This window comes from Halobacteriovorax sp. YZS-3-1 (assembly GCF_047084945.1).
Taxonomy (GTDB): domain Bacteria; phylum Bdellovibrionota; class Bacteriovoracia; order Bacteriovoracales; family Bacteriovoracaceae; genus Halobacteriovorax_A; species Halobacteriovorax_A vibrionivorans.
This window is the reverse complement of sequence record NZ_JBKIYI010000001.1, coordinates 644876-670017: the sequence shown is the minus strand read 5'-3', so window position 1 is coordinate 670017 and position 25142 is coordinate 644876. Positions and strand designations below refer to the sequence as shown.

Annotated in this window: 25 protein-coding genes and 1 tRNA gene; 13 read left to right on the top strand and 13 right to left on the bottom strand. The window is 36.1% G+C overall.

Annotation, left to right across the window (positions count from 1 at the left end; translation table 11 throughout):
* Positions 1-63: 63 nt before the first annotated feature.
* The 7 genes from ACMAZI_RS03245 to ACMAZI_RS03215 all read right to left on the bottom strand — a co-directional run bounded on the left by ACMAZI_RS03245 (position 64) and on the right by ACMAZI_RS03215 (position 8861).
* Positions 64-1041: a hypothetical protein gene (locus tag ACMAZI_RS03245; protein ID WP_412473776.1), complete on the bottom strand. Its 978-nt coding sequence runs from the start codon at positions 1039-1041 to the stop codon at positions 64-66.
* 73 nt (positions 1042-1114) lie between these two features.
* Positions 1115-1975 (bottom strand): hypothetical protein, encoded by an 861-nt coding sequence (locus ACMAZI_RS03240; RefSeq protein ID WP_412473777.1) that lies wholly within the window; start codon positions 1973-1975, stop codon positions 1115-1117.
* A gap of 151 nt (positions 1976-2126) precedes the next feature.
* Positions 2127-3128: a hypothetical protein gene (locus ACMAZI_RS03235; protein ID WP_412473778.1), complete on the bottom strand. Its 1002-nt coding sequence runs from the start codon at positions 3126-3128 to the stop codon at positions 2127-2129.
* A 169-nt stretch (positions 3129-3297) separates the two neighbouring features.
* Positions 3298-4482 (bottom strand): hypothetical protein, encoded by a 1185-nt coding sequence (locus tag ACMAZI_RS03230; RefSeq protein WP_412473779.1) that lies wholly within the window; start codon positions 4480-4482, stop codon positions 3298-3300.
* Positions 4483-4644: 162 nt separating this feature from the next.
* Positions 4645-5775 (bottom strand): hypothetical protein, encoded by a 1131-nt coding sequence (locus ACMAZI_RS03225; protein WP_120405401.1) that lies wholly within the window; start codon positions 5773-5775, stop codon positions 4645-4647.
* A gap of 141 nt (positions 5776-5916) precedes the next feature.
* Positions 5917-7452: a transglycosylase SLT domain-containing protein gene (locus ACMAZI_RS03220; RefSeq protein ID WP_412473780.1), complete on the bottom strand. Its 1536-nt coding sequence runs from the start codon at positions 7450-7452 to the stop codon at positions 5917-5919.
* Between the two features lie 152 nt (positions 7453-7604).
* Complete coding sequence (locus ACMAZI_RS03215; RefSeq protein ID WP_120405403.1) at positions 7605-8861, bottom strand: dicarboxylate/amino acid:cation symporter; 1257 nt, start codon at positions 8859-8861, stop codon at positions 7605-7607.
* A 47-nt stretch (positions 8862-8908) separates the two neighbouring features.
* Between ACMAZI_RS03215 and ACMAZI_RS03210 the strand changes: the two genes are divergently transcribed.
* Positions 8909-9484, top strand: coding sequence for a hypothetical protein (locus ACMAZI_RS03210; RefSeq protein ID WP_412473781.1), 576 nt, complete (start codon positions 8909-8911; stop codon positions 9482-9484).
* Here the strand turns inward: ACMAZI_RS03210 and ACMAZI_RS03205 are convergent.
* Positions 9453-10262 carry a hypothetical protein gene (locus tag ACMAZI_RS03205; RefSeq protein WP_412473782.1) on the bottom strand — a complete coding sequence of 270 codons (810 nt, stop codon included), beginning with the start codon at positions 10260-10262 and terminating at the stop codon, positions 9453-9455. The two genes, ACMAZI_RS03210 and ACMAZI_RS03205, sit on opposite strands and share 32 nt — an antisense overlap.
* Positions 10263-10504: 242 nt before the next feature.
* On the opposite strand from ACMAZI_RS03205, the gene rplU reads away from it, so the two are divergent.
* From rplU to ACMAZI_RS03180, 5 genes are all read left to right on the top strand, one after another.
* Positions 10505-10810, top strand: coding sequence for a 50S ribosomal protein L21 (rplU, locus tag ACMAZI_RS03200; protein WP_114705629.1), 306 nt, complete (start codon positions 10505-10507; stop codon positions 10808-10810).
* A gap of 26 nt (positions 10811-10836) precedes the next feature.
* A complete protein-coding gene (gene rpmA, locus ACMAZI_RS03195; protein WP_114705630.1) occupies positions 10837-11091 on the top strand; it encodes a 50S ribosomal protein L27 in 255 nt (84 codons plus the stop codon).
* Between the two features lie 103 nt (positions 11092-11194).
* Positions 11195-12199, top strand: a complete 1005-nt coding sequence (obgE, locus tag ACMAZI_RS03190; RefSeq protein ID WP_120405406.1) for a GTPase ObgE — start codon at positions 11195-11197, stop codon at positions 12197-12199.
* A complete protein-coding gene (gene rsfS / locus ACMAZI_RS03185; RefSeq protein WP_114705632.1) occupies positions 12200-12661 on the top strand; it encodes a ribosome silencing factor in 462 nt (153 codons plus the stop codon).
* Positions 12662-12672: 11 nt separating this feature from the next.
* The gene (locus tag ACMAZI_RS03180; RefSeq protein ID WP_120405407.1) at positions 12673-13140 is read left to right on the top strand and encodes a 23S rRNA (pseudouridine(1915)-N(3))-methyltransferase RlmH; all 468 of its coding nucleotides are present in this window, start codon (positions 12673-12675) and stop codon (positions 13138-13140) included.
* A gap of 3 nt (positions 13141-13143) precedes the next feature.
* Here the strand turns inward: ACMAZI_RS03180 and ACMAZI_RS03175 are convergent, their stop codons facing one another.
* Both ACMAZI_RS03175 and ACMAZI_RS03170 read right to left on the bottom strand, forming a co-directional pair.
* On the bottom strand, positions 13144-14151 hold the full coding sequence (locus ACMAZI_RS03175; protein ID WP_412473783.1) for a tryptophan--tRNA ligase: 1008 nt from the start codon (positions 14149-14151) through the stop codon (positions 13144-13146).
* Positions 14152-14251: 100 nt separating this feature from the next.
* Positions 14252-14554: a hypothetical protein gene (locus ACMAZI_RS03170; RefSeq protein ID WP_114705635.1), complete on the bottom strand. Its 303-nt coding sequence runs from the start codon at positions 14552-14554 to the stop codon at positions 14252-14254.
* A 143-nt stretch (positions 14555-14697) separates the two neighbouring features.
* Between ACMAZI_RS03170 and ACMAZI_RS03165 the strand changes: the two genes are divergently transcribed.
* A tRNA-Met gene (locus ACMAZI_RS03165) sits at positions 14698-14773 on the top strand.
* Between the two features lie 357 nt (positions 14774-15130).
* A complete protein-coding gene (locus ACMAZI_RS03160; RefSeq protein WP_412473784.1) occupies positions 15131-16360 on the top strand; it encodes a sensor histidine kinase in 1230 nt (409 codons plus the stop codon).
* On the opposite strand, the gene ACMAZI_RS03155 is transcribed toward ACMAZI_RS03160, so the two are convergent.
* The 3 genes from ACMAZI_RS03155 to alaS form a co-directional block, all read right to left on the bottom strand.
* Entirely contained in the window at positions 16357-16656 is a 300-nt protein-coding gene (locus tag ACMAZI_RS03155; protein ID WP_114705637.1) for a hypothetical protein, read from the bottom strand. The two genes, ACMAZI_RS03160 and ACMAZI_RS03155, sit on opposite strands and share 4 nt — an antisense overlap.
* A gap of 69 nt (positions 16657-16725) precedes the next feature.
* Positions 16726-17079, bottom strand: coding sequence for a hypothetical protein (locus tag ACMAZI_RS03150; RefSeq protein WP_114705638.1), 354 nt, complete (start codon positions 17077-17079; stop codon positions 16726-16728).
* 138 nt (positions 17080-17217) lie between these two features.
* Entirely contained in the window at positions 17218-19788 is a 2571-nt protein-coding gene (alaS, locus tag ACMAZI_RS03145) for an alanine--tRNA ligase (RefSeq protein WP_120405409.1), read from the bottom strand.
* A 227-nt stretch (positions 19789-20015) separates the two neighbouring features.
* Between alaS and ACMAZI_RS03140 the strand changes: the two genes are divergently transcribed.
* From ACMAZI_RS03140 to ACMAZI_RS03120, 5 genes are all read left to right on the top strand, one after another.
* Positions 20016-21599, top strand: coding sequence for a phosphoenolpyruvate carboxykinase (ATP) (locus ACMAZI_RS03140; RefSeq protein ID WP_120405410.1), 1584 nt, complete (start codon positions 20016-20018; stop codon positions 21597-21599).
* Positions 21599-22135 carry a CopD family protein gene (locus ACMAZI_RS03135; protein ID WP_114705641.1) on the top strand — a complete coding sequence of 179 codons (537 nt, stop codon included), beginning with the start codon at positions 21599-21601 and terminating at the stop codon, positions 22133-22135. The genes ACMAZI_RS03140 and ACMAZI_RS03135 overlap by 1 nt, the downstream gene beginning before the upstream one ends.
* Positions 22135-22380, top strand: coding sequence for a DUF1653 domain-containing protein (locus ACMAZI_RS03130; protein ID WP_120405411.1), 246 nt, complete (start codon positions 22135-22137; stop codon positions 22378-22380). The genes ACMAZI_RS03135 and ACMAZI_RS03130 overlap by 1 nt, the downstream gene beginning before the upstream one ends.
* A complete protein-coding gene (locus tag ACMAZI_RS03125) occupies positions 22377-23171 on the top strand; it encodes a 2-oxo acid dehydrogenase subunit E2 (RefSeq protein ID WP_114705643.1) in 795 nt (264 codons plus the stop codon). Before ACMAZI_RS03130 ends, ACMAZI_RS03125 begins: the two co-directional genes overlap by 4 nt.
* 83 nt (positions 23172-23254) lie before the next feature.
* Positions 23255-25087, top strand: a complete 1833-nt coding sequence (locus ACMAZI_RS03120; RefSeq protein ID WP_120405412.1) for a phospholipase D-like domain-containing protein — start codon at positions 23255-23257, stop codon at positions 25085-25087.
* Positions 25088-25142: the final 55 nt, after the last annotated feature.

Here is a 25142-nt window from a genome sequence, read left to right as displayed (position 1 = left end):
AAAAAAATAAGGGGAGACTACTGTCTCCCCTATCTATCTTCAATAATACATATTTTTATTCAATTAGAAAACGTGACCTACGTTAATATTGAAACCAAGTCCGTCAATATCTTCTCCACTCATTTCTCCTGAAACGATATAACCAAGGCCAAATGTGGCATCTAGGCCCTTACCATTACGGTATCCAAAGTCTGTATTCAGTGCCATCGTTTTATAATCAGCTGATGTTTGAGGACGATCGATTGAATAATATTCAAATCCTGGTGTAATATAGAAAGTTGGATTTACTAAGTATTCAGCATCAAAACTAGCATAGATCTCAGTATAATCATTATCTGTAGTCACATCTCTTTGATTATCTCCGTATTCGTAATAAAGAGATCCATCAAACTCCCATAATCCAGTGATATAAGTTGTATTTCCAAATACTCTAAGACGACTTCCGACGATTACATCATCTTCTCCTTCAGTCTTATAAACGATTCCTGTCTCCCAACTTAAGTCATTCTTGGCCGCTCCAAAGGCACCTGTTAATTCAAGGTATGATCCTTCTGCGGTAATCGCATCGATATTATGTTTCGTAATTGTCCCACCGAGTACTGTACCGTTTACAAGAAGTGTTCCACCGATCGTTAGAGCAGTATCATCCGTTGTACTCGTTAGCTCATCAGAAATTAATCCAAAACCAATTGTTAATTTGTCATTAGCTCTAAATCCAGCAAGAATTGATAAATCAACATAATCAAGATCAGAAGTTGATGATTCATACTTTTGCATATTGTAGCCTAGTTCCATACTAAACTTACCGTTACTAAAACCACCATAGATCTCTGAAATAGCAACATCGACTTCATTAGATGCATCATCTTCAAATGTAGTTGAATTATAGTCACCATAGGCAAATGTTCGTGTTGACTGAGATACGGCCATAACTGATGTATTTCTAGTTTTTCCATCTCTAGAAATCTCTGGCATTAAAATATTTGCATAAGCTGATAGTGATAGTGCTGCTATTGCACTCAGTTTGAAAACTCTCTTCAAAACTTACTCCTTAAGTTAACTCAATTAAAACAATGGTTAAATTATACGTAAAGAACTGAAGAAAATAAATGTATTAGAAGAAATATGCAGCGTTAATTCTCCACTGTAGGCCATCACGTCTATCGTTATCAGAGATAACATAATCGAGTCCTGCAGTAGCATCGATTTGGTTAGCTCTATAACCGAAATCACCAGACATTCCTAAGTAGTCATCGTCATTATTTCCGACTTCCCTATAATTAAAGAAAACTCCTGGAGTTACATAAAATTCTTTTTGAATGAGTAATTCTGCATCAAAGTTTACATATAGTTCTGTAAACTCATCCCTTGTTTTGATTTCGATATCACCGTCGAGTTCGACATTGTTTACAACTTTGGTTGTTCCTGCAAATATGCTGAGTAAATCATCTTCGTTATCATTAAGATCATAATGAATACCTGCTTCCCAACTTAGTTCTTCATCATCCTGACCTAAACCAGCAGTTAAAGTGAAGTTGTCATCTGCATTATCTCTAAAGTTAGCAGTTAGAGAGCCTGCAATAATTAAATTTTTAGAAATCGTTGATAGGCCAACTTCAACAGAAGGATCATCTATAAAGTCACTTGCTGAAGCTCCAATTGCTAAGGCCATCTTTTCACTAAAACGATAGCCTGCTTTAACATCATAAAAGTCATTATCAAAAAAGACATCATCGAAATCAACTTTGGCTTCAAATGAGAACTCATCAACATAAGCACCGCCAAAGAGCTGAACATTCTCCCCTAGATAATCTCCATCATAGGCTTGTGCTCCCACAAAGTTTCTCTTATCAAAAGCTACCGCTAATGCTGAGCGATTTAATGTTTTACCATCCCGTGAAGCCTCAGGAACAATTGTATTAGCAAATGCTGACGAGTAGATTAATGCCGCAAGTAACGTCCATGACTTTTTCACTTTGTACTCCTTAGATGAAATACATTTAATTATATACAAAGGACTTGAACTAGAAAGTTAAGATATTCTTTAGGGATATTATGGATACATACAAATAAGAAAGGGAGACCTAAGTCTCCCTTCCCATATATTCAAAATTTAAAAGATTAAATTAGAATAGGTAAGCTACGTTAACTTTCCATGCCATGTTGTCATAGTCAGTTGTAGTTGTACCGTTATCAACTTCGTTTGATAGTGAGTAATCAATACCAAAAGTAGCGTCGATTTTGTTCGCTCTGTAACCAAAGTCAGCAGAAAGAGCTAGATCAGTTGTTTCTGTTCCAGCTTCATCTTCAGATGAGTAAGAAAGACCTGGAGTTACATAGAACATTTTCCCTACTAGGAATTCAGCATCAAATCTAAGATCTAGGTTAGAGTAATCATTGTTACCAGTAGCAACTGCTTGGTTATCACCAGTTGTATAAGAAAGATCACCATCAAGTTCGATGTTGTTTACAACTTTTGTCATACCTGCAAAAAGTTTAAATCTTGATCCAACATTTAGATCTTCATCTTCTTCCATTGTGTAATCAAGACCTGCTTCCCAAGACATATTGTTTGCGTTTGAACCAACACCAACAATTAGGTTATTGAATGAACCATCAGTTGTACCTTGCTCATAAGAGTTGATACCAAAAGAAAGACCAAGAACTAGATCACCCATGTTGTATGAACCAGCAAGCTCAAGTCTTGAAGTATCTGTTTCAGTCCCTGCTTTATCTTCTTCGTTACCCATTGTGTAACCAAGACCTAAAGCGATTTCTTTATTGATTCTATAACCAGCTTTGAAACCATAGTCATTTGTATCTGTATCAGTTGTAGTACCTTGCTCTTCATTTGCCATGTTAAGGTCTGCTTCTACAGAGATCATTTTGTTTGCCCAACCACCATAAACATTCATGTTAGTTGTTTCTGTTTCAACTGAACCAGAAGTATCTGCTTCATTTGTTGTCATGTTGTACTCACCAGCAACGAAAGTTCTCATTTCTTGAGTAACAGCGATAGCTGAAGAGTTTTTAGTTTTTCCATCACGTGAAGTTTCTGGAACGATTGTGTTTGCAAATGCTGCAGAAGAAAGAACTGCCATTGCGATAATACCTGTCATTTTTTTCAAAACTTACTCCTTGTTTTGTTTTTATTCTAACTAGTAATCTAGTTCGTTTGAAAAATTAATTTATTAAATTATACCGTTTTTGTTTTCCTGTGCAATTTTTTTTTAATTTTTTTATAAAGGCCGTGGTTTTTGCATCCACGGCCTTCTTAATCATTTGTTTAAATTCAAATTAGAAGTTGTACTTCATTGCAACTCTTGAATCTGTGTCTTCACCGTTTGATCCAGTGTAAACATCAACATTAACAGTCTTGTAAGTTAAAGTAGCACCTACAGCAACTCTTGTAGTATTTTCAAATGAAGTTTCACCATTTGTGAAAGAACCATAGTAATTTGCCATAACTGCAGCACCTAGAGTATTACTTGCTCCACCAAGGATTGCATTTGAAAGATCTTTTGAATCTGCGTTTGAGTAAATAGATTGAGTTACAGAACCTCTTAGAGTTAACCAATCAGTTGCTTTTGCTTCAGCACCAATTACTACTGGAAGATTGATTGTATCTAATGACGCCTTACCTGAAGCAGCATCTACTTCTACATTTAGCATTTGGAAAGCTGTTCTTGCGAAAACCATTCCACCATCAATTTTGTATTCTTTACCAGCACCAACTTCTAAGCGAGAGAATTCACCTTCTTCTTCGTTAGTAAGTCTTGTTTGATCCCAAGAAAAAGTTTTATAAGTACCGTATACTTTTGTATCTTGATTAAAAGTATAAGAACCACCAACTTGTACACCTAAAGTTCCATCAAACTTGTTACCAGTTGTTTTGTTTTCTGATTCAGACTGAAGAGAGATATTCGCATAACCTTCCCAGTTATCTTTATTAGCACCAAGTCTAATTGCCATAGCTGAATCATCCATTTCATTATTTGTTGAACCATCTAGACCAACAACATTTCTTTCTGATGATGCATAAGTAAATGAAGCACCCCAGTTAACACCAGCTTGACCAGCAATGAAAAGATCAATTTGGTTATCTGCTGATGCTAGGTAGTTAGCTGTAGCAGTTGGAGTTGATGAAATAATTCTTAAAGAAGTTGAAACATTTGACTCGTTTCCTAAGTAAACACCGTATGTGAATTTACCCATCTTTTTAAAGAATCCACCCATTGGTTTAGGGTCACCATCTGTATCAAGAGTTGATGATCCTGAACCAACCCCTTCTTCTCCATATTCTAATACAACCATGTCACCATAGTTATTTACGTATGAAGCGTTAGTGAAAATGTAACGATCATCCATTGTGTAGTAGTTGTCTTCAACTTCGTCACCAAGAGCAAGTAGTCTTGCTTTAGTTGCGTAAGCGCTTGTACTTAAAAGTGCTAGCGTAGCTGCTCCTAAAAATACCTTTTTCATATTCCTCTCCTTGAGTGAGTAAAAAAAATCCGTGTGTCGTCTTTATATGAAGAGACACTGATAAAAAATGTTAGTTATTAAATTTTCAAGGCAGTTGAGATGAATGTCAACACCCCGAAATTGCATAAGAATTAGCATTTACGGGGTGTTTATAGGTTTTTTTTATTTTATTTTTGATTGCACTGCAAGGCCTCTTGCAAGGAATTTTGACGACATCCAGGAATCTACGAATGTTTCATTCTTCACTGCAGACTGCCTAAGAGGTGCGTTAAAGCTAAAGAAAATTAAATGATCTTCGTTTAAAGACTCTTGTGCGATCTTAGAATCGTCAATTTCTGGACTATAAGAATAATCTCTTAGGATGACGCGCTCTTTTGACTTATTTACATCAAAAGCGTCGAAATTTTTGGCCAAGTTTTTTTTCAGAAGATTGATTTTTTTAGAAATATCTTCTTCTGTACTCTCTTCTTTATCGATGAAAGTAACAAATTTAGCTGTTTGAGCATATCCTTCGCTTTCTGCTTCACCAATCTCACCAATGAAATGTCCCCATTCATGTGTGAATGAAAGTGGAAAAAAGTATGTCTTTTCATCATCAGTAATCTTCTCTTCAAGATCAAGGTGAACATATAGAGAACAAGGTGTTTTAGTACTTTCGCAAAACTCGATAAACTCAGTAGAAAGAGTTTTCTTATCCTTAAACAAGTCTAAGAAGATGGCAGGAGACTCTCCCCAATAAAGGTTCTCACATTCAATAATTAAACCGTTCGTTAAGTACACTTTCCAATGGGCCTGATCGATTAACTCTTCAGGAGTTGTACGATAGATTTCTTTAATTCTTAAGCTATAACTATTTTCGCGAATACGCTCTAAAAGCCCTTCACTATTGAGTGATGGAAGAAGATCAGTTGGACCAACTTTAATATGTTCATCAATATAACTTTCTTCTCCCCATAAAAGAGGCATTGGCTTTGTACGTGAACCAAAATCATGAAACTTAGAGTCCTTATAAAAGCATGAGCTCAATGGATTAGCTTCTTCAATAATCCCAAGATCACGCAGGACTGAAATATTATTTTCGCCTCTTACAAGAGACGGTCCCATGACTTTAAAATTATCTTCAGTAACTTCTTCTTCAGTTAATAATTTCACTGAAGTTGAGTCCTTTTTATAGAGATGGTCAAAGAGATCCATTGCAAAAATATCATTACCAACAATGAGATTTTTAATGAATACCTTTTCTTCGTTTTTAACTTCGACTTTTTTAAGCTTTAAAATATCGCTATAGGCCATAGTTTGAATTTCCTCGTGTATACGTGTGTTGTGTTCGTGAGGAATACAATAGCTTATTTTTTTTAGAATTAAAATAGCGAAACCACGCATTAGAGCGTGGTTTCAATATGTTTTACTATTTTTTTCTTACATTTTTTGAAATTAGCGAATCACTAGGCGGTCACCTGCACGAATTTGTCTCTTCTTAATGATTTTTAGGTTAGAGACAATTAGTGTATCAAGGCTAACTCCCGTTTTACGAGAAACAGACCAGAGAGAATCTCCTCTTTTCACAGTGTAGAATTGTGATGGATTACTGATCTTTTTCCCACGTCTCTTAGCGACACGGATACGGTTACGATATTTTCTTTTACGAATGACAGACTTACGAGGTTTATCATATAGGTCCGCATACATATTATCTTTCTTACTTTGCCCGATTCTAAATGGAAGAGTCACATAAGTTCCTCTTGGAACACGAGAGCGGTGAGACTTGTAATTATCATTTAGCCAAGTAAGAACCTTCTTATCTTTGATTTTAAACTTTCTTGCTACATCATCAAGACGAGTTTTACGACCTCTTACACGATACTTTTGAAAGACTTCTTGTGAAGCAATATACTCTTCTTTTTTAACTGAACAACAATCTGCCCATGCATCTCTTTTTCCAACAGGAACTCGAAGCGTATATGTTTCATGCGTTGGTGGTGTAAACCATCTTTGAATTTCTGGATTTAAATAATGAAGATCATCAAATTCTACATTTAAGTCTTTTGCAATTTTAAATAAATCCGCTCCGCCAGGAACTTGGATTTCTTGAAAATCAAGAGGCTCATGCCAATCAATTTCTTCAAAGCCAAATGACTTTAAGTTTTTACCGATAATGGCCAATGCCATAATTTTTGGAACATAATTCTTTGTCTCAGGCTTTAGGTATCGACCTCTTCTGATCTTCCAAAAGTTTTTTGTTCGATATCTTCTTATTGCTCTACCCATCTTACCTTCACCTGCATTATAAGATGCAGCGGCAAGCTCCCAAGAACCAAATTGCTTATATAATTTTTTTAAGTATTTTGATGCTGCGATTGAAGACTTAATTGGGTCTCTTCTTTCATCAACATACCAATTTACCTCAAGGCCATAACGACGACCTGTATATGGCATGAACTGCCATGGGCCAACTGCTTTTGCCCAAGACTTTGCTTTTGTTTGAAATCCTGATTCGGCCATTGCTAAAAAGATTAAGTCCTGTGGAAGTCCATTGTCTTTTAGAACTTTAGAGAGGATCGGCGCATATCTTCCGGCCCTTCCTGAATATCTTTGAAAGAAGCCTCGTCCTCTTCCTGTGAAATATTTAATCCACTTCTTAACAGCGGCATTATAAACAACAGGAATATCAAAATAATTATTTTCAAGATTTAAGTGCTCAGCACCATATAAGAAATAAGTTTTGATTTCGTGATTTGCAGGGTGCTCAATAACAGCAGAACCAACAATTTGATCACTAGAAAACTCTGCACCATGTTTTGCAGTTCGAGCAATGATCTTTTCTTCAGAGAAATCAGCACCATCGAGATTCTCATCTTCAGTACTAAATGACTCCGTAATCTCTTTTGGACTTGGAACGTCTTTTTCTGTACTGATGCACGAAAAAAGTAGTTGGCCTAGAACCAGTAACAACAATCCGTTTTTTCTCATTGATCTTCCTTATATGTGTTCAATTCTCTCTTTACGAAAAAGGGCCCCAAAAATGGGGCCCTAATATTTTTTCAAATTGTGGTGTCTGAGTCAACGAGGAAAAGATTTTTTCGAGTTAAGAGCTCTACTAAAATCAATAACTTATATTTTACCTATGAGTTTTTCCTAAGCATCGAGTCAACAACTACTGTCCCCATAGCATCCCCAAAAACGTTCACAGCTGTTCTGAACATGTCCAGTACTCTATCAACTGCTAAAATAAGCCCAATCCCCTCAATAGGCAGTCCTACGGCCGATAAAACGATCGACATCGTAATAAGCCCTGCGCCAGGAATCGCAGCTGCACCAATTGCGGCCAAAGATGCAGTCATAAAGATAATTATTTGATGAGTTATCCCTAATTCAATACCATAGGCCTGTGCAATGAAGATTGCCGCAACTGACTCATATAGCGCAGTTCCGTCCATATTTATTGTCGCTCCTAGTGGTAACACGAACTTAGCAGTGTCTTTATCGACCCCTAAGTTTTCCTCAACATTCATCATTGTAATCGGTAAAGTAGCCGCTGACGATGCAGTTGAGAAGGCCGTAACAATTGCTGGACCAATTCCCTTTAAGACTTCTAAAGGTGACATCTTTCCACGGATACTTCCGACAATAAGTAGAAAGATTCCATGGCATAGAAGACCTAGAATAACTGTAAGCATATACTTTGATAGTGAGACAATCGCACTTGTTCCAGACTTTGCAAGTACTCCAGTCATTAGAACAAAGATACCGTAAGGAGCTAATTTCATTACTCCCATTGTAAGTTTATTTGCAAGCTCTTCTAATGCACCTACAAATTTAACAAAAGGCTCACTCTTTTTAGGAATAAATAAAGCTGTCATTCCCATTAGGATTGAAAAGACAATTACTTGTAGAATATTACCTTCAGCAAATGCACCAAATGGATTTGTTGGAATTGCACCTAAGAGAACTTCTTTTATAGAAGCAAAAAGCGAAGCCCAACCTCCAGAATTTCCTGCAACCTTTGATTGCATCGCTTCTGATAATCCTTGAACACCTGCTGAGCCTAAATCTGCTCCGATTCCAGGGTTGATAATATTAACAAAAATGATCCCGAATAATACGGCGATACAAGTTGTGAAGAAATAATAAGCAACGGCCCTTACTCCCATTCTTCCAAGAGACTCCGGAGTCCCAAGGTGATACATGGCCATAAAGATAGAAGAGAAAACTAATGGGACAATAACCATTTTTAGTAGGCCAATAAAGGCATCACCAATTGGAGCAATATATTGAACATAAGCTCCTTTCCCAAAATAATGTAGCACTAGCCCTAGAACTAGACCTAAAACCATCGCAATACCGATCTTCTGCGCTTCCTTCTTTGCTGCTGGTTGCATTAAATTCCCCTTTTAAATATAAAAATCTAAATCGTTTAAAATAACGTATGTTCAAAAAAACTCTAAAAAAATTATTAACTAGTTCATATATTCTCTTATCATTTTGCATATTTATCAATACGGCAAAAGCTAAGGTTGAAGAACCAAATTATAATTTTACCTTTGATAAATTTAAGCCGTTTCATCCCGGACAAAAACTATCGGATATTCAAAAAGAATATAAGGCCATGAGACTTATCAATAATGGCGAATTAGTAAAAACTTATGAAATACAAATTAGACATCAGAACTATTTCTTTCCTGTTTTTGTTCATATAAAAAACTCGGATAATACTGTCTTAGACTTCTATGCTCGACTACCAAATTACTTTCTTCACAATACATTTCATCAGTCATTAATTAACCGTTATGGAAAACAAGACCAATTCCTTAATCGCGATGGAACCTCTGTTTACATTTGGAAAGACGAGGAAAATAAAAGAGTAACCTATTCAGGAGCTTGTACCATAACATGCTTTCCAATCTATATTCATATGATTGGAAAAGATGAATCTGAAAATCCAAATAATTTTCTAACCCAATTACTTAAGGCTAATTCAACTCCTGGGAAAGATCCGAAATAGCAAATTTATAGCTGTGAAAATTCTTAGCTATAGTGGCCACTACTTGGCGAATTGCTAGCGGCATTCCATTGGCGCCAAAGTAAGATGAATGTATGGCCAAGAAGGCCTGTGCATCTTCAAATCTCATTCTAGCTGGTGATGATTTATGAAGAGGGTCAATTTTGATAAATACTTCAGAGTTTTTAAGACTTACGCCTTCTCTCTTAGAAAATAAGGTTCTGTTTCTTACATCAATAAATACAACTTCACCCTTTACTTCATTCATGCGTCCAAGAACGATTCCTTCCTTAAGTTTTCTTCCCCAGAACCCAGCAATCCCCATTGGGGCAAGGGCCCAAGATAAGTAGCGGTTAATTACGACTCGACACTCATATTCTTTATTTGTGTGACCAAATTCAGGGAATGTTCCCATTAGCCATTCATTTGATGCGAGTGAGAGAACAATCATCGCCATATTCTTATATCGATAAACATTATATCCAGGTTTTTGGACAATACTTTCCATTCCATACTTATCATCTTGGAAGTTTGAACGAATTTGCGAGGCAACCATTGGAGTGGCCTCATCTATCGTTAAAACCTTCGCCATCTGACTCGTTGCTATAGTCTGCTGTGCAGACTCCCCTTCTTTCTCACTTAATTCCGTAAAGTTCATTACCTGTAAGAAGCCTACAACCTCCGGATCAAACTCAGCAACCCTCAATCTGATGTAAATAGGAAGCGATTGCTCCTTAGCAAATTGATAATACGTGTATTTTTCATTACTTACAGATTGCATCTGATACCTCCGTCATCCTAACTTTTCGGCTTTTGAAATATCTTTATGAGCAAATGACTCACTATGACAGGAGCTAGGCAAAAAATCCTCAAAAAGCTGCGTGTAATTGCGTCTAAATGCTTGACAACAGGCCCAATTTTTCATAAAAATCCTAGTTTCATAGAGTTAATATTTCAGTCCGAGGGAAGGAAGTGTTGGAGAAAACCTCTGGCCCCCAAAGATTGCCTTTTATAGGAGAATTTATGTACGGAGTAGTAGAAATTCAAGGTCACCAGTACAGAGTAGAAGCTGGTATGACTATTGACGTTCAGAAGTTAGATCAAGAAGCTGGATCAACTGTAGAATTTGATAAGGTTCTATTTGTTGGTGGTGAGAGTGCAAAAGTTGGTGCTCCAACTGTTGATGGTGCAAAAGTTGTTGCTGAAGTAGTTAGACATGATCGTTCAAGAAAAGTTATCGTTTTCAAAAGAAAGCCAGGTAAATACCAGAAGAAGAACGGACACAGACAACACTTTACAACTTTAAAAATCAAAGAAGTTAAAGCTTAATCAATTATTAATTTTAGGAGTTAAATATGGCACACAAAAAAGCCGGTGGTTCAACAAGTAACGGTCGTGATTCAAACCCGAATATGTACGGTGTTAAGAAATTTGGTGGTGAAGCTGTTGTTCCAGGAAACATCATTGTAAGACAAGCAGGATCTAAATTCCATGCTGGTAAAAACGTTAAAGTAGGAAAGGACTATACTCTTTTTGCAACAAAAGAAGGTAAAGTTCAATTCGGTTTCTACAACAAGAAGAAGCAAATTGTTTCTGTTGTTGAAGCATAAGAATTATTAAATCTTACACTATTAATTAGTTGTAAATATGAAAGGGAGCCTATACATAGTGCTCCCTTTTTTTATATAAACGCTCTATAAAGAGTGAGAAATTATGAAGTTTATTGACGAAGTAAAAATAACAGTAATCTCCGGAAACGGTGGTAATGGATGCGTAAGCTTCCGCCGTGAGAAGTATATCCCATTTGGAGGCCCAGATGGTGGTGACGGTGGAGATGGAGGAAGTGTCTTCTTCGAAGCAGATGAAGGGATGAATACTCTCGTCAACTTTCGTGGAAAGAAAACCTATCGTGCTGAACATGGTCAGCAGGGTGGAGGCCGCCAGATGTGTGGCCCTTTCGGAGACGACCTCACAATCAAAGTACCAGTTGGTACCATTGTTCGCTTACAAGAAAATGGTCAGGTCATTGCAGACTTAACTGATCACGGTATGCGAATCAAAGTAGCAGAAGGTGGCCGTGGTGGACTTGGTAACCTACACTTCAAAAGTGCAACAAACCAAGCCCCAAGAAAAGCAACGGCCGGAAAAGAAGGGCAAGAACTTGATGTTGAATTAGAACTTAGACTTCTAGCAGATATCGCATTGGTAGGTTTACCAAATGCTGGTAAATCAACATTAATATCTTCAATTTCAGCGGCAAAACCAAAAGTCGCCGACTACCCTTTTACAACTTTAGAGCCAAACCTAGGTGTTGTTACCCTAGGTGAAGAAGACTCTTTTGTTGTTGCTGATATCCCCGGCCTTATTGAAGATGCTTCAGAAGGAAAGGGACTTGGAATTAAATTCTTAAAACATATAGAAAGAACAAAATCACTTGTTCATCTTGTTGATGTTTCTTGGTGTCTCGATGAATACGAGGCCTTTGAGCAATATGTAATCATTCGCCAAGAACTTGGTAGATATAACGAAGACCTTTTAAATAAGAAAGAAATCGTTTGCTTAACAAAAATTGATGCAATGACAGATGAAGAGATCAAAAAGTTTCAAGTCTTTTTTGAAGAGCAAATTGATCGCAAGTGCTTACCTATTTCTTCTGTTTCAGGATTAAATATTGATATATTAAAATCACTAATGCTTAAAACGATAAAGGACGAATAAATGTCACAAAACGAGTTTATTAATAAAAATGTTGATGAAATTGCAGATAATAAGGAATTAGAATTTCCATTAAATATTGCAATGGCAAGTGCATGGATTCTAGGAAACTTCAAAGGTATTAACCTTAAAGTTCTTGATATGAGAAAGACAACATCTCTTGCTGATTACTTTGTTCTTGCTTCTGCAACGAACTCTGCAATGGCCAATGCGATGTCTGATGAAATTGGAAAGCAAATGAAGCGAAAGGGACAAACGATTGTTTCTAAAGAAGGTCTTCACCAATCAACTGATTGGATCCTAATTGACGCTGGAGATATCATTGTTCACATCTTTGATGAATCATCTCGTGAAGCTTACGATATCGACAATCTATGGTCTGTTCCTTCAGTTGATATTCCAAACGAATATTATTATTCAGATGAAGCAGAATCAACTTCAGGTGATGAAAAAGGTTATTTCTAAACCTTCAAGTTATGAAAGACTTTCATCTCATCGTCATTGGGAAGTTAAAGGATAAGAATCTCATCGCCCTTGAGAACGATTATCACAAACGAATTAACTTCCCAAAACTTCACATCCATGAATGCAAGGGCCACAAAGAAAATATTGATCTCGAATTAAAAGAACTCTTAAATAAAGTTGAATCCATTAAGGCCAAACATGGAAAGCAGCATATTGTTGCACTTACTGAACATGGGAAAACCTTAACAAGTGATAAGCTTAGCCAATATGTTTATGAAACGATGGAAAATAAACAGTGTGGAATTTGTTTTCTAATTGGTGGAGCAGCAGGCTTTCCTAGAGAGTTTTTAAAAACTGTTGATTACCAACTATCACTCTCCCCTATGACTTTTCCACATAAGATTGCACGTCTAGTTTTTGTTGAGCAACTTTATCGTGCTCAAACAATTAAACAAGATCATCCTTACCATAAAAATTAAATCTTAGTTTGAAACACCAATTGCTTGTTTAATGCGACGTAGATTCTCTTGAGCAATAGGACGTATCTTAGCAGCACCATCAGCTAAAATTTTATCAATCTGAGATTTATCTGCCATTAATGCATCATACTTCTCACGCATTGGTTTTAGCTCACGATTAACAACCTCAAAGAGTTCAAGCTTGGCATAACCCCAGCCAATTCCTTCTTGGTATCTTTTTGCAAGTGCATCTTGCTCTTCTTTTGTTGCAAAGAACTTATAGATATCAAAAATTAGAGAATCATCTGGATTCTTAGGTGCCTCAGGAGGTGTCGAATCAGTAGTGATCTTATTAATCATTTTCTTAAGCTTCTTCTCTGGAATGAAACATGGAATATGATTATTATAAGACTTACTCATCTTACGTCCATCAAGGCCAGGTAGTAACTTATTCTCTTCTTTGCTAACAATTGCTTCAGGAAGAGTTAGAATTTCACCATATTTATGATTAAAGCTTGAAGCGATATCACGTGCGATTTCAATATGCTGAAGTTGATCTTCACCAACAGGAACATACTTAGTATTCATGAAAAGAATGTCAGCGGCCATTAATACAGGATAAGAAAATAGTCCCATATTAATTCCATAATCCTCATCGCGTTTTTCTTCTGCGTTCTTATCCTTCTTTGCCTTGTAAGCATGTGCTCGATTCATTAATCCTTTCGATGCAAAACAAGAGATAATCCAGTTGAGTTCAGTAATCTCTGGAATATCACTTTGCTTGTAAAGAACGGCCCTTTCTGGATCAAGGCCAGCTGCTAACCAAGTAGCGGCAACTTCATAAATGTCACTTCGAAGCTGCTCACCATCGTGAACTGTAATAAGAGAATGATAGTCAGCAATAAAGAAGTATCCTTCCATATCAGAGTTTTTCACATTTTCTATTGCTGGTTTAATAGCACCAATGAAGTTACCTAGGTGTGGCATTCCAGTTGGCTTTACACCAGTCAAACAAATCTTCTCATTACTCATTCTCAAGCCTATTGATAAAAGTTCACAGTCATTTATAGCTAATTATTAGACAAAAAAAAAGGGCCTTAGGCCCTTTCTTATATTCAGAAATTTTTTATTCTTAATTATCGTATTTAACAACAGATGATGATTCCATCAATTCTGTTAATGCTTCAATAGCAAATTCTAAGGCCTGATCGCCATAAGGGATAGAAGAGTCTTGGTGACAAAAACGAGATTGCTTAACAAGTGAAGCACACAAGCGCATTGTTTCGGCCGTTCCATCAAAGAAGTCGGCTTCGTCTTCTGTTGTAATAATATGTGCCATTAGCATATTGATTGTTTTGATAGCTCGAAGTTGCGCTGGAGTAAGCTCTGTTGTATCGATATCAATAGTTAGCTTACTGTGGTTTTGCATTTCCATTGTTTAATCTCCAAAAAATTTATTTTTTCACATCCCTCATACATAGTTCATATCGGTAGCAACTCAAGGAATTTTAGTAATTTATGTCTGACAATTTTAATTTGACATAAGGAGCTTTCGATAATATATTGATTTTACTTTGTCGCGGGGTGGAGCAGTTGGTAGCTCGTCGGGCTCATAACCCGAAGGTCATAGGTTCGAATCCTATCCCCGCAACCAATTCATAATTAAAAGATGCCAACTAAATAGTTGGTTTTTTTGTTTCTGGGGAACCTATTGACCTTCGGGCAGGCCCTCAGGCTGGACCCTCCTTAAGGTCGGCTCCAGAGGTATCGAATCCTATCCCCGCAACCAATTCCAAACAAATTCACAAACTAAGCCACTGTTCATAAAACGATACTTTCTCTAAGTTATTTCACTGTAAAGAATCGATTCTAAGTATTATCTATAAGTTATACTTTAAAACTTTAAATACCCTAAACAAAAGTAGTTAAGCGACTGAATTTAAAGACTTTTCACCGTAAATAAATTTCAATAAGGCTAGATAATTCAAGGAAATTAAGTTAGTCTCCCGAAATGAATTTCAACACAGACAAAGAGAATAAGATTGAGGGATTCCTACTCATGGCAACAATGCTCATGGTGGGAATAAGCTATCTCTATTACTTTATATATTTTCCACATATAATTTTTGAAGTTGTTTCAAAAGAGATGTTTTATTCGATAGCAGCTCTACAGTTTATTGTTTTCATTCTAGCTAATATTTTAAAGCTTGATCATTTAGAGAAATTCACATGTGTTATTCCATCAATCCTAATGATGAATCTATTGATCTTTTCATTTGGAGGATTGAATTCTCCAGGTGTTCTTTGGATTACTGGTACCCCAATCTTTATGGGCGTCTTCTATAAAAGAACAGGTATGCTAACGGGACTTTTTGTCATGTTGTGTGTCTTCACATTCTTTCTAGTATTCGACTATCATATATTAGAGTTGGTTAGGCCATTAACATCAATTGAATACAAGTCTTTACTTCGCTCAAATATTATTCAATTTTCAGCGTTAACAACCGTTTATTTCTCTTTTTATATTTGGCTTGAATCAAATCATCGAACGCGTCTTATATATACAAATAAACAATTGGACACTCTTTTACATGTTGTCCTACACGACTTATCTAATCCAATTACGATTCTAAAACTTAAGATAAAAAACTTATCTAGGAAGCATGATCTTGGGATGAAGTCGGAGCAACAAATTAATAATTCATTTAGTAAAATCGAAGAGATCATTAAGTCTGTTCGTACTTTTCAACTTGATACAGATAACCTAACTTTTCAAAAAGCTGAGATCTCTCCTGACTTCATTCATAGTTACTCTAAGAGATTTTTTGAAAGTCATAATACAAAAAACCTTAAGCTACATTTTGATATTGATACTAATAAATCATTCCTATGTGAAAAAAGAGTTCTGACGGATCATATCCTTGGTCATGTATTAACTAACGCCATCAAATTTAGTCATGATGGCCAGGATATTTTAATTAAAGTCTATAATGATACACAAAAGCTATATATTGACGTTATCGATAAGGGTGTTGGTATACCTAAGAACTTAATTAAAGATATTTTTAAGTTTGATAAGAAGTCAAAGCGCATAGGTACACATGGTGAATCAGGAACGGGCTATGGACTTCCTATTGTTAAATACTTTACTGATTATTCAAATGGGCGTGTAGCAATTTCATCAGAGCATAAGATTGGAACTAGAGTTTCCCTTGCCTTTAATCTTGCTAAGAAGTCTTAGTGGAGACCGGCAGGAGGAAGCATTAGTAACTCTTGCCAATGGGCCAGATGCTTCAATCCACTTTCATTTAGAAGGTGCTTATCTTCGAGCAATTCACGGTAGCAATTTATCCAAGTTTCAATTATCTTCTCAACGACTTCAACAGGAATAACTTTCGCTTCAATAAGAGGAGCATCCACATGTCTCAGAGACGAAAAATAAAAGATATCATTCACACGTGAGCGATTATTTGTACAATACTCAAGTGCTGTAAATACCTTTTGAATATATGAATGTGAATAATTGAAACTTCCCATAATTAACTCCATCTCTATCTTCCCAGCTCTTCGGAGTTGGGTAAAGAAAAAGTTAATTATGAACAAGTTTTATGCAGATATTTGATTGAAACGTTCAATGGCAATATTGAAACGATCCTTTAAGAGTTTTAAGCGTATTTCATTTTTTTCAGGGAAACGACTAATCCCCTTACTTAATAAAGTAATTTCGGCCTGAACGTAGCGCTTCTTTAATTTTGTGCCACGTACACCCTTTAATTTTCCAAGATAATTTATATTGGAAGAAGTCATATCGTTCATTTTTAGAATGATTGATTTTTCGACGACTTCACGACTTTGCTCAATTTCTGCTGATTGCAAGTGTCTTTCAATCAACTCAAGTTGCATAGTTAAACGGCGAATTTCTCTCGAAAGAGAGTCTGTAGGTAATTTCTTAGTAGTCACGTCTTACACTCCATAATCAAAAAGACATAAACTTTATACCCTAGAACAGGTTCTAAGTTATTGAAGATTGTAAGAATGATTAACGTGTTAGGATTTTAGACAATGATTGGCCTAGTTAATGAACTAGGCCAATTTTCATTATAGTGATTCAATAAATTCAATAACTTGTGTACCTGAGTTAACATCAGGAGCACCACCTTGGGCGAAATTTGGGCGTCCACCACCACGTCCAGAGACTGGCTCTAGGATCTTCTTTAAGAAGTCACCGGCTTTTACATCTGAGTTAGACCAAACAAATGACTTCATCCCTTTCTCATCTTTTGTTAAAAGACAGATTAATTGATAGTCGCCTTTATTAATTAGGTTATCACCGACTTCTTTTACGGCCTTAGCGTCTGCTTCCATAGTTGCAGCAAATAACTTGAAGCCTTCGTAATCACGTTTTACTTCTTTTTTAAATTCAGTTGATCCACCTTGTGCAGCTTTTGCTTGTGCTTCTTTGATTTTCTTTTTCATCTCAGAGCGCAGATCTTTGATACGGGCAGGAACTTCAGTCGGTTTAGTACTTAGCTCTTTGGCCGCAGCATTTAATAATGCCGATCTTTCCTGCATAACTTTAATTGCAGCAGATCCAGTAACCGCTTCAATACGACGGATTCCTTTAGCTACAGATGTTTCCGAAGTGATAACAAATAAACCAATATCACCTGTGCGGCCAACGTGAGTCCCCCCACAAAGTTCAACACTATCTTTTCCAAAGGCAATAACTCGAACATCACTATCGTATTTCTCACCAAATAGTGCCATCGCTCCACTATCTATTGCTTCTTCATATGAACAAAGCTTTGTGGTACGTGAATCATTTTGCATAATCCACTTATTAACAAGGGCCTCAACTTTGATTAATTCTTCATTTGAAACAGCTTGTGGGTTTTGGAAATCAAAACGTAATCGATCAGCTGTAACCATTGAACCCTTTTGAATTGCATGCTTTCCAATTACTTCGTGAAGAGCTGAATGAAGCAAGTGAGTCGCAGAGTGATTTCTCATTGAAGCTTTGCGATTATCTTCATTAACAATTAATTCAATTTTTTCACCAGTTTCAATTTCACCAGAGATAACTTTAGCAACGTGAACATGAACATTCTTAACTTTCATCGTATCGAGAATTTGTAACTCACCCGTTGCAGTTCTAGCAGTTCCAATATCACCGGCCTGTCCACCTGACTCACCGTAAAAAGGCGTGTGCTTTGTTGCAAAGTATGTAGTTTCATCGTCACGATATATCTTTAAAATTTCACTATCTGTTTCTAGAGAATCGTATCCAGTGAACTCTGTATCATCGACTTCGATAAACTCAAGCTCAATTCTTTCTTGATCTGCTGCCACCCCGCCTTTTCTCGAAATAACTCGAGAAGCTTTTCTATGGGCCTCATAACATTCGTTATATTCAATTTCAGCAAACTCGATATTCTTTGAAGCAAGCTCTGCCTTAATTACTTCTAAAGGAAGCCCATGAGTCGTCACAAGCTCAAATGCTACATGACCAGGAAATAGCTCTTTAGATTTAGGATTCGTTGAAAGCTCCTCTTCAATTTTCTTAAGGCCATTTTCAACAATAGGAACAAATTCATTAATTTCTTGTTCCATATTATAGATGATTGCTTCACGAGCAGACTTAAGCTGTGGATAGTAATCACCGAGCATCTCAATTGTTTTTTGAATATGCTTTTTAAAGACTGGTTTTACGCCTCTTGAAATACAGGCCGCAACACACTTTCTAATTAAACGTCTTGGAATATAACCTTGACCTTCGTTTCCTGGCATAATCCCTTCACCAAGGATCATAATACTTGCACGCATATGATCAGAGATCATACGCTCTGTTTGAACATCAGTATTTTTGCCTAATAACTCTTTTGAAAGTTGCATTAGAGGAGCGAGAAGATCTGTTTCATATACTGAGTCACAACCATTCATAACCATAGCAAGTCTTTCAAGACCAGAACCTGTATCGACAGACTTGAGAGGAAGTGGCTCAAAGGTACCATCCTTCTTCTTATTAAGCTCCATGAAGACACCAGCATTCCATATTTCAATATAGCGACTTACATCATCAAAATGTCCACCTGGTTTATATTCAGGGCCATATTCAGCACCAGTATCATAGAAAACTTCTGTACATGGCCCACAAGGTCCATGGTCCCCAGCTGGTCCCCAGAAATTATCATCACCTAGAACAACAATATGATCTTCAGGAACACCGCACTTTTTCCATGCTTCAATTGACTCCGTATCTGGCTTAATACCAAGGTCTTCATTTCCACCATAAACAGTGAAATATAGGCGTTTTGGATCAAAGTCCAATTCATCAACAAGTAGGTCATATGCAAGCTTACATGCTTTATCTTTGTAATAATCACCAATTGACCACGACCCTAGCATTTCAAAGATTGTTAAGTGATGGCGATCTCCAACATCATCAATATCTTTAGTTCTAATACAAGGTTGATAATTTGCTAGCCTTGGTGATGGTGGCGTTTCTTTTCCAAGAAAGTAATTCTTTAATGGCGCCATACCTGAATTTATAAAAAGCAGTGTCGGATCATTTTGAGGAACGATCGATGAAGCACCGATTTTTAAATGGTCCATCTTTTCAAAGTATTCTAAAAATTTCTCTCTAATTTCTCGAGACGAAAGTGGCTGCATAATTTTTCTTCCTTATATTTCTTTGCCAGTATTACTACTCGCATCATTCATTATGTGTATAAGTCCCCAAAATATACTATAAAATCGAGCTTCCGACTACTTCTAGCGTTAAAAAATATGACCAGATTTAGGATAAAAACTATTATCAATGTGGGTTAAAAAGCATATATTTATACCAAAGAAGAAAGAAACAACATGTGCGCAATATTACGAACAGGAGATGATGTATGACTCAATTTTATGCAGACATGGGAATTAACATGGAGCGCCCAAATAATAGAATATTTGTGGACTCACCACGTAGTTTTTTAATACAAGAAACAGTTGCTCGTGGCATTGGAAAACTTACTAAAGATGGAGCGCTTGTTGTTGAGACAGGAAAGCATACGGGACGAAGTGCTAATGACCGCTACATCGTTCGCGATGAAGTTACAGAAAACACTATTTGGTGGGATAATAACTTTAAAGAAATGACACCTGATACTTTTTCTAAGCTAAAGAGTCATATCATCAACTACCTAAATCAAGATCGTGACCTATTTATTACAGAAAGAAGTGTTGGAGCTGATGAAGTACACAATCTTGGAGCAAGACTTGTGACAACAAATCCAAATCATGCACTTTTCTCTACTCACTTATTTAGAGATAAGGTTAGAGATTTTAATGAAAATGATTTTACAATTCTTCACGCACCAGAATTACAACTAGACCCAAAAGAATTTGGTCTTCGTTCTGAAACTGCTGTTGTTACTTGCTTAAAATCAAAACTAACAATTATTGCTGGTACTCTTTATGCAGGTGAAATCAAAAAGAGTATGTTTGCGGCCATGAACTACCTTCTGCCTGAATCAAATATTATGCCAACTCACTCAGGTGCTTCACGTCTTGAAAATGGTGAAGTTTCAGTATTTTTTGGTTTATCTGGAACAGGGAAAACAACTCTTTCAACTGATGAAGGAACATTCCTAATCGGTGATGATGAACACGGAATTAGTGAAGCAGGTACATTCAACTTTGAAGGTGGATGTTACGCAAAAACATATAAGCTTTCTAAAGAGGGGGAACCTGAAATTTATAAAGCTTCTAATCGTTTTGGTTCATTACTTGAAAACGTTATTCTTGATGAGAATACAGGACTTGTTGATTTTTATGACAAGACTCTTTCAGAGAATGGACGTGCATCATATCCTCTAGAATTCATCGAAGAATTAGAAACATCTTCACGTGGAGATATTCCTAAGCATGTATTCTTCCTATCTGCCGATGCCTTTGGTGTTCTTCCGCCAGTGGCAAAGCTTACAAAAGAACAAGCAATGTTCTATTTTGTTCTAGGATATACTGCAAAGCTTGCAGGTACAGAAATCGGTGTAAAAGAGCCAACAGCTACTTTCTCATCATGCTTTGGTGCACCTTTCATGCTTCGCCACCCAAGTGAGTACGCAAAACTTCTTGGTGAGTATATTGATAAATTAGGATTTAACGTTTGGATGGTTAACACTGGTTGGACTGGTGGTGCATACGGTACTGGACAACGTTTCCCACTTAATATCACAAGACAGATCATTAGAAATATTCAAGCAAATAATCTTGATAAAGTAGAAACAGAGCAAGACCCAATCTTTGGTCTACATATTCCAAAGATGGTTGGAGAAATTCCAAGCACGATTCTAAATCCACAGAAGTCTTGGGAAGATCAAGAAGCTTATACAAAGAAAGCTCAAGAACTTGCTGATAGCTTTCATAAGCAAATGAGTACATTTGGGAATTTCTATGAAGAAAATATCTCAGGTGCTCCAACATTTGGAAAGTAATGACTTACGAGTATTTAAAAGCTTTCCATTTAATTAGTATTGTTTGTTGGTTTGCAGGACTTTTTTATATTGTTCGCCTCTTTATTTATCATACAGAGGCACAAGACAAGTCACAAACTGAACGCGATATTTTAAGTGCACAATTTAAAATTATGTCACGTAGGCTATGGTATGGAATTACTTGGCCTGCGTGTATATTTACAATTATTTTTGGTTTAGCATTAGTTTATACGACTTATTGGCCATTAACAGGACACTACTGGCTTCACTTAAAACTGACTCTTGTACTCTTACTTTTAGTCTATCAATTTAAGTGTCATCGTATTTATAAAGACTTACAAAATAATATTTTTAAGCATTCTAGTTCTTTTCTTCGTATCTGGAATGAAGTGGCCACTCTCTTCCTCTTTGCCATTGTCTTTCTTGCAGTACTAAAAACACTACAAGGAATCTTTTATGGAATTGGAGCGATAGTAGGTCTTGCTGTGGTTCTTATGATGGCCATTAAATTTTATCGTAAAGTGAGGAAAGATTAATGAAAGACATTGTTAAGGGTGGACTATACCAACACTACAAAGGAATGAATTATATCGTACACGATACAGTGAGACATTCTGAAACACTTGAAGAATTAGTTTATTATGAATGTCTTTATGAAAACGATCTTGGAAAGCTTTGGGTAAGACCAAAAGAGATGTTTTTAGAAACTGTTATCATCGATGGTGTTGAGACACCACGCTTTAAATATATTGGTGATCAAAAGGGCAATTCCCGCCTATGAAACATATTAAGCTTAAGAAGGTAAAGCGTCTGTCTTCGTGGAGAAAAGTTTCCATCAATACTTGGAAAATGCCTGTTGACCCATCGACTTATGGACTTCTTAAGTTTAATGCCAAAAACTTTGAAAGCTTTGCAAAAGAGAATGGAGTTACACCAACTCACTTATTTACAAAAGTCATCGCACAAGTGTTTCATGAAAATCCTGAGATAAATCGAATCGTAAGAGGTGCAAACCTCTACCAACGAGAAAGTGTTGATATCTTCTTACAAGTATCTGTCGATCACAAAGGACATGATCTTTCCGGAGCGATTATTCGAGATGCCGACAAAAAGTCAGTATTTGAAATAAGAAAAGAGCTCATGGAAAGTGCTCAAAATATTAGAGACAATAAAGATAAGTCTTTTAAAAAAGTAAAAAAGATTGTCTCTCTCATTCCTAATTTCCTAACTCGTCCCCTTCTCTATTTACTTGATCTTGCAATGTATCGATTCAATTTCTACTCACCGCTATTTGGTGTAAAGAATGACCCGTTTGGCTCATGTATGATTACAAGTGTAGGAAATTTTGGTGCCGAGTTTGCATTTGCTCCTATCCCAACGATATCTCATGTACCAATAGTTCTGAGCTTATTTAAAGTTAAAAATGAGCCTATTGTAGAAGATGACAAGGTCATCATACAGAAAACACTTAGCGTTGGTGTAACTCTAGATCACCGAATTATTGATGGAGTTTATGCCAGTCGAATTATTGCAGGCATTAAAAAGTATGTGGAAAGTCCACAACTACTTTAAATTACATCTGTCTTCCAATTAAACGGCCCAGTAGAATTTTCAAATTTCAATAAAAAACCACGAGTCTCACTTAAACTACATCTATGTTAAAAAAGAGCCTCATTCTATTAAGCTTAGCTTCGTCAGTAATGGCCCAGATCCCTTTTGGCGATACTCCATATGTTATCGATCTTTCTTCTAGTGAAAGAGATAATTACATATACGAAAAAGACTCTTACGGACGTCTACAAAACTCACAATGGTATGAGCTAAATTGGTATAAACTTCAAACCGATTTTAAAATAGATATTGATAAATATATTGAATTCTATAATGGCCAAACTTTTAATGAGGCGAAAATCAACTATTATTCTCAATTCGATTTTTCAAAAGAAGAAAGATTCCATTTAACAGATACTAGACCTCTTAGAGAATGGGGATTCTTAAATCATCCACCATTGCTAGAAAAACTAGATAATTTATCGAAGTTTTCAAAGAACTATCATCAAATTGATTATAAGAACTTAAATCATAGATTTTTCACTGAAAGCTTTAACAAGAAAATGGATAAAGTTTCAAAGTCTGAATTGAGTTTTGGAAATAAGATAGAAGTTCTAGAAAATACAAATTCATATCAGAGAAAATTAAGTCTAATCAAAAATGCTAAAGATGAGATCCTTATGTCATCGTTAAGCTTTGTCTGTGATTCATCTGTAAAGGTTCTTGTTAGCGAACTTATTAAAGCAAAGAACAGAGGCGTTGAAGTTTATGCAATGGATGACAGTATGATGTCTAAGCTCCTTGGTCATAGTGAATGCCCAAAGAGACTTAAAAAAGCCGGAGTACAATTCATCAGGGCAAATGATTTTTGGCGCCATGAGGGAAGAACAGTTTATCACCACAAGAAATTGATTATAGATGGAGAGATCGCAATAGTTGGAGGACAAAATCAACTCAATGCAGATAATCTTTCAATGGGAACAGACTTTAAAAACAAAGATATCGATATTCTCATAGAGGGACCGATGGTTACTGATATTGCTATTGGCTTTTTAAAAGACTGGCAATATTTTAAAAAGAAGAAAACACGCCCAATTAGAGACCACAAAAGGCGTATAGTAAGGTACACAGGAAAAGATATTCACAATCTTTCTCATAAGCTTAGTATGTATGAAACGAAAAGAGATGAAGAAAGATTACTTCAAAAGCGCGGTCAAGAGTATTACAGAGAAATTCTTAATGATTCAGATAGAAGAATGAAAGGAGTATGTCGTTTCATTCAACAATCACCATATGAGAATCAAAGAAATATTGGAGAGGCTTATCTTCTGGCACTGGATAATACACAGAACTACCTAGGTATTATGGACCCAATTCGAACAGACACATACTACCCTTCTGTTTTTAAGGATGCTCCATTCATTGAGAAGCTCGATTCATTTAAAATGTTTAATAAACTACATTTTAAAGTTAAGAGTTTACAAGAAAGAGGGCTACCAGTTGACTTCATTACAACAGGAACAGATATGACTGGTAATGAGATCATCGACTTCAAAAATCAAGAAATAAGAAAGTTATTAGAAGATTATGATTTATCTGAAAAAAAACGAAATAAGAAAATAAAAAAGAAAGTCAAAAGTATTGATAAGTGGAATGACTATTTTGGAGTTGCACACTTTAATAATCTAATTAATGACTACGCAAAATATGATACAACGAACGTATGGCTTCATTTAAGCTTTCTTCATTCAAAAGTATTCTATTTTGATCGCATTTTATCAAGTATTGGAAGCTATAACTTTCAACATAATGCCACAGACCACTCTTATGAAAATACAATCCTTTGCCTTGATGAGCAGCTTAATAAAGAGCTAGACGAGGTTTTTGTAAGGGATATGGCCAACTCTGTTCCTCTTAAATTTAATAAAATCAAATAATATCCGATAAATTAGTCGTACTAATACTTTCATGGGTGGAAAGGATGAATAGATT

Coding starts and splice junctions, on each gene's coding strand:
- ACMAZI_RS03160 (WP_412473784.1), top strand. CDS start 15,131: ATGAATTTCAACACAGACAAAGAGAATAAGATTGAGGGATTCCTACTC.
- ACMAZI_RS03125 (WP_114705643.1), top strand. CDS start 22,377: ATGAAACATATTAAGCTTAAGAAGGTAAAGCGTCTGTCTTCGTGGAGA.
- ACMAZI_RS03220 (WP_412473780.1), bottom strand. CDS start 7,452: ATGAGAAAAAACGGATTGTTGTTACTGGTTCTAGGCCAACTACTTTTT.
- ACMAZI_RS03140 (WP_120405410.1), top strand. CDS start 20,016: ATGACTCAATTTTATGCAGACATGGGAATTAACATGGAGCGCCCAAAT.
- ACMAZI_RS03230 (WP_412473779.1), bottom strand. CDS start 4,482: ATGAAAAAGGTATTTTTAGGAGCAGCTACGCTAGCACTTTTAAGTACA.
- alaS (WP_120405409.1), bottom strand. CDS start 19,788: ATGCAGCCACTTTCGTCTCGAGAAATTAGAGAGAAATTTTTAGAATAC.
- ACMAZI_RS03135 (WP_114705641.1), top strand. CDS start 21,599: ATGACTTACGAGTATTTAAAAGCTTTCCATTTAATTAGTATTGTTTGT.
- ACMAZI_RS03180 (WP_120405407.1), top strand. CDS start 12,673: ATGAAAGACTTTCATCTCATCGTCATTGGGAAGTTAAAGGATAAGAAT.
- ACMAZI_RS03155 (WP_114705637.1), bottom strand. CDS start 16,656: ATGGGAAGTTTCAATTATTCACATTCATATATTCAAAAGGTATTTACA.
- ACMAZI_RS03130 (WP_120405411.1), top strand. CDS start 22,135: ATGAAAGACATTGTTAAGGGTGGACTATACCAACACTACAAAGGAATG.
- rplU (WP_114705629.1), top strand. CDS start 10,505: ATGTACGGAGTAGTAGAAATTCAAGGTCACCAGTACAGAGTAGAAGCT.
- ACMAZI_RS03175 (WP_412473783.1), bottom strand. CDS start 14,151: ATGAGTAATGAGAAGATTTGTTTGACTGGTGTAAAGCCAACTGGAATG.
- ACMAZI_RS03225 (WP_120405401.1), bottom strand. CDS start 5,775: ATGGCCTATAGCGATATTTTAAAGCTTAAAAAAGTCGAAGTTAAAAAC.
- ACMAZI_RS03120 (WP_120405412.1), top strand. CDS start 23,255: ATGTTAAAAAAGAGCCTCATTCTATTAAGCTTAGCTTCGTCAGTAATG.
- ACMAZI_RS03205 (WP_412473782.1), bottom strand. CDS start 10,262: ATGCAATCTGTAAGTAATGAAAAATACACGTATTATCAATTTGCTAAG.
- obgE (WP_120405406.1), top strand. CDS start 11,195: ATGAAGTTTATTGACGAAGTAAAAATAACAGTAATCTCCGGAAACGGT.
- rsfS (WP_114705632.1), top strand. CDS start 12,200: ATGTCACAAAACGAGTTTATTAATAAAAATGTTGATGAAATTGCAGAT.
- rpmA (WP_114705630.1), top strand. CDS start 10,837: ATGGCACACAAAAAAGCCGGTGGTTCAACAAGTAACGGTCGTGATTCA.
- ACMAZI_RS03170 (WP_114705635.1), bottom strand. CDS start 14,554: ATGGAAATGCAAAACCACAGTAAGCTAACTATTGATATCGATACAACA.
- ACMAZI_RS03215 (WP_120405403.1), bottom strand. CDS start 8,861: ATGCAACCAGCAGCAAAGAAGGAAGCGCAGAAGATCGGTATTGCGATG.
- ACMAZI_RS03210 (WP_412473781.1), top strand. CDS start 8,909: ATGTTCAAAAAAACTCTAAAAAAATTATTAACTAGTTCATATATTCTC.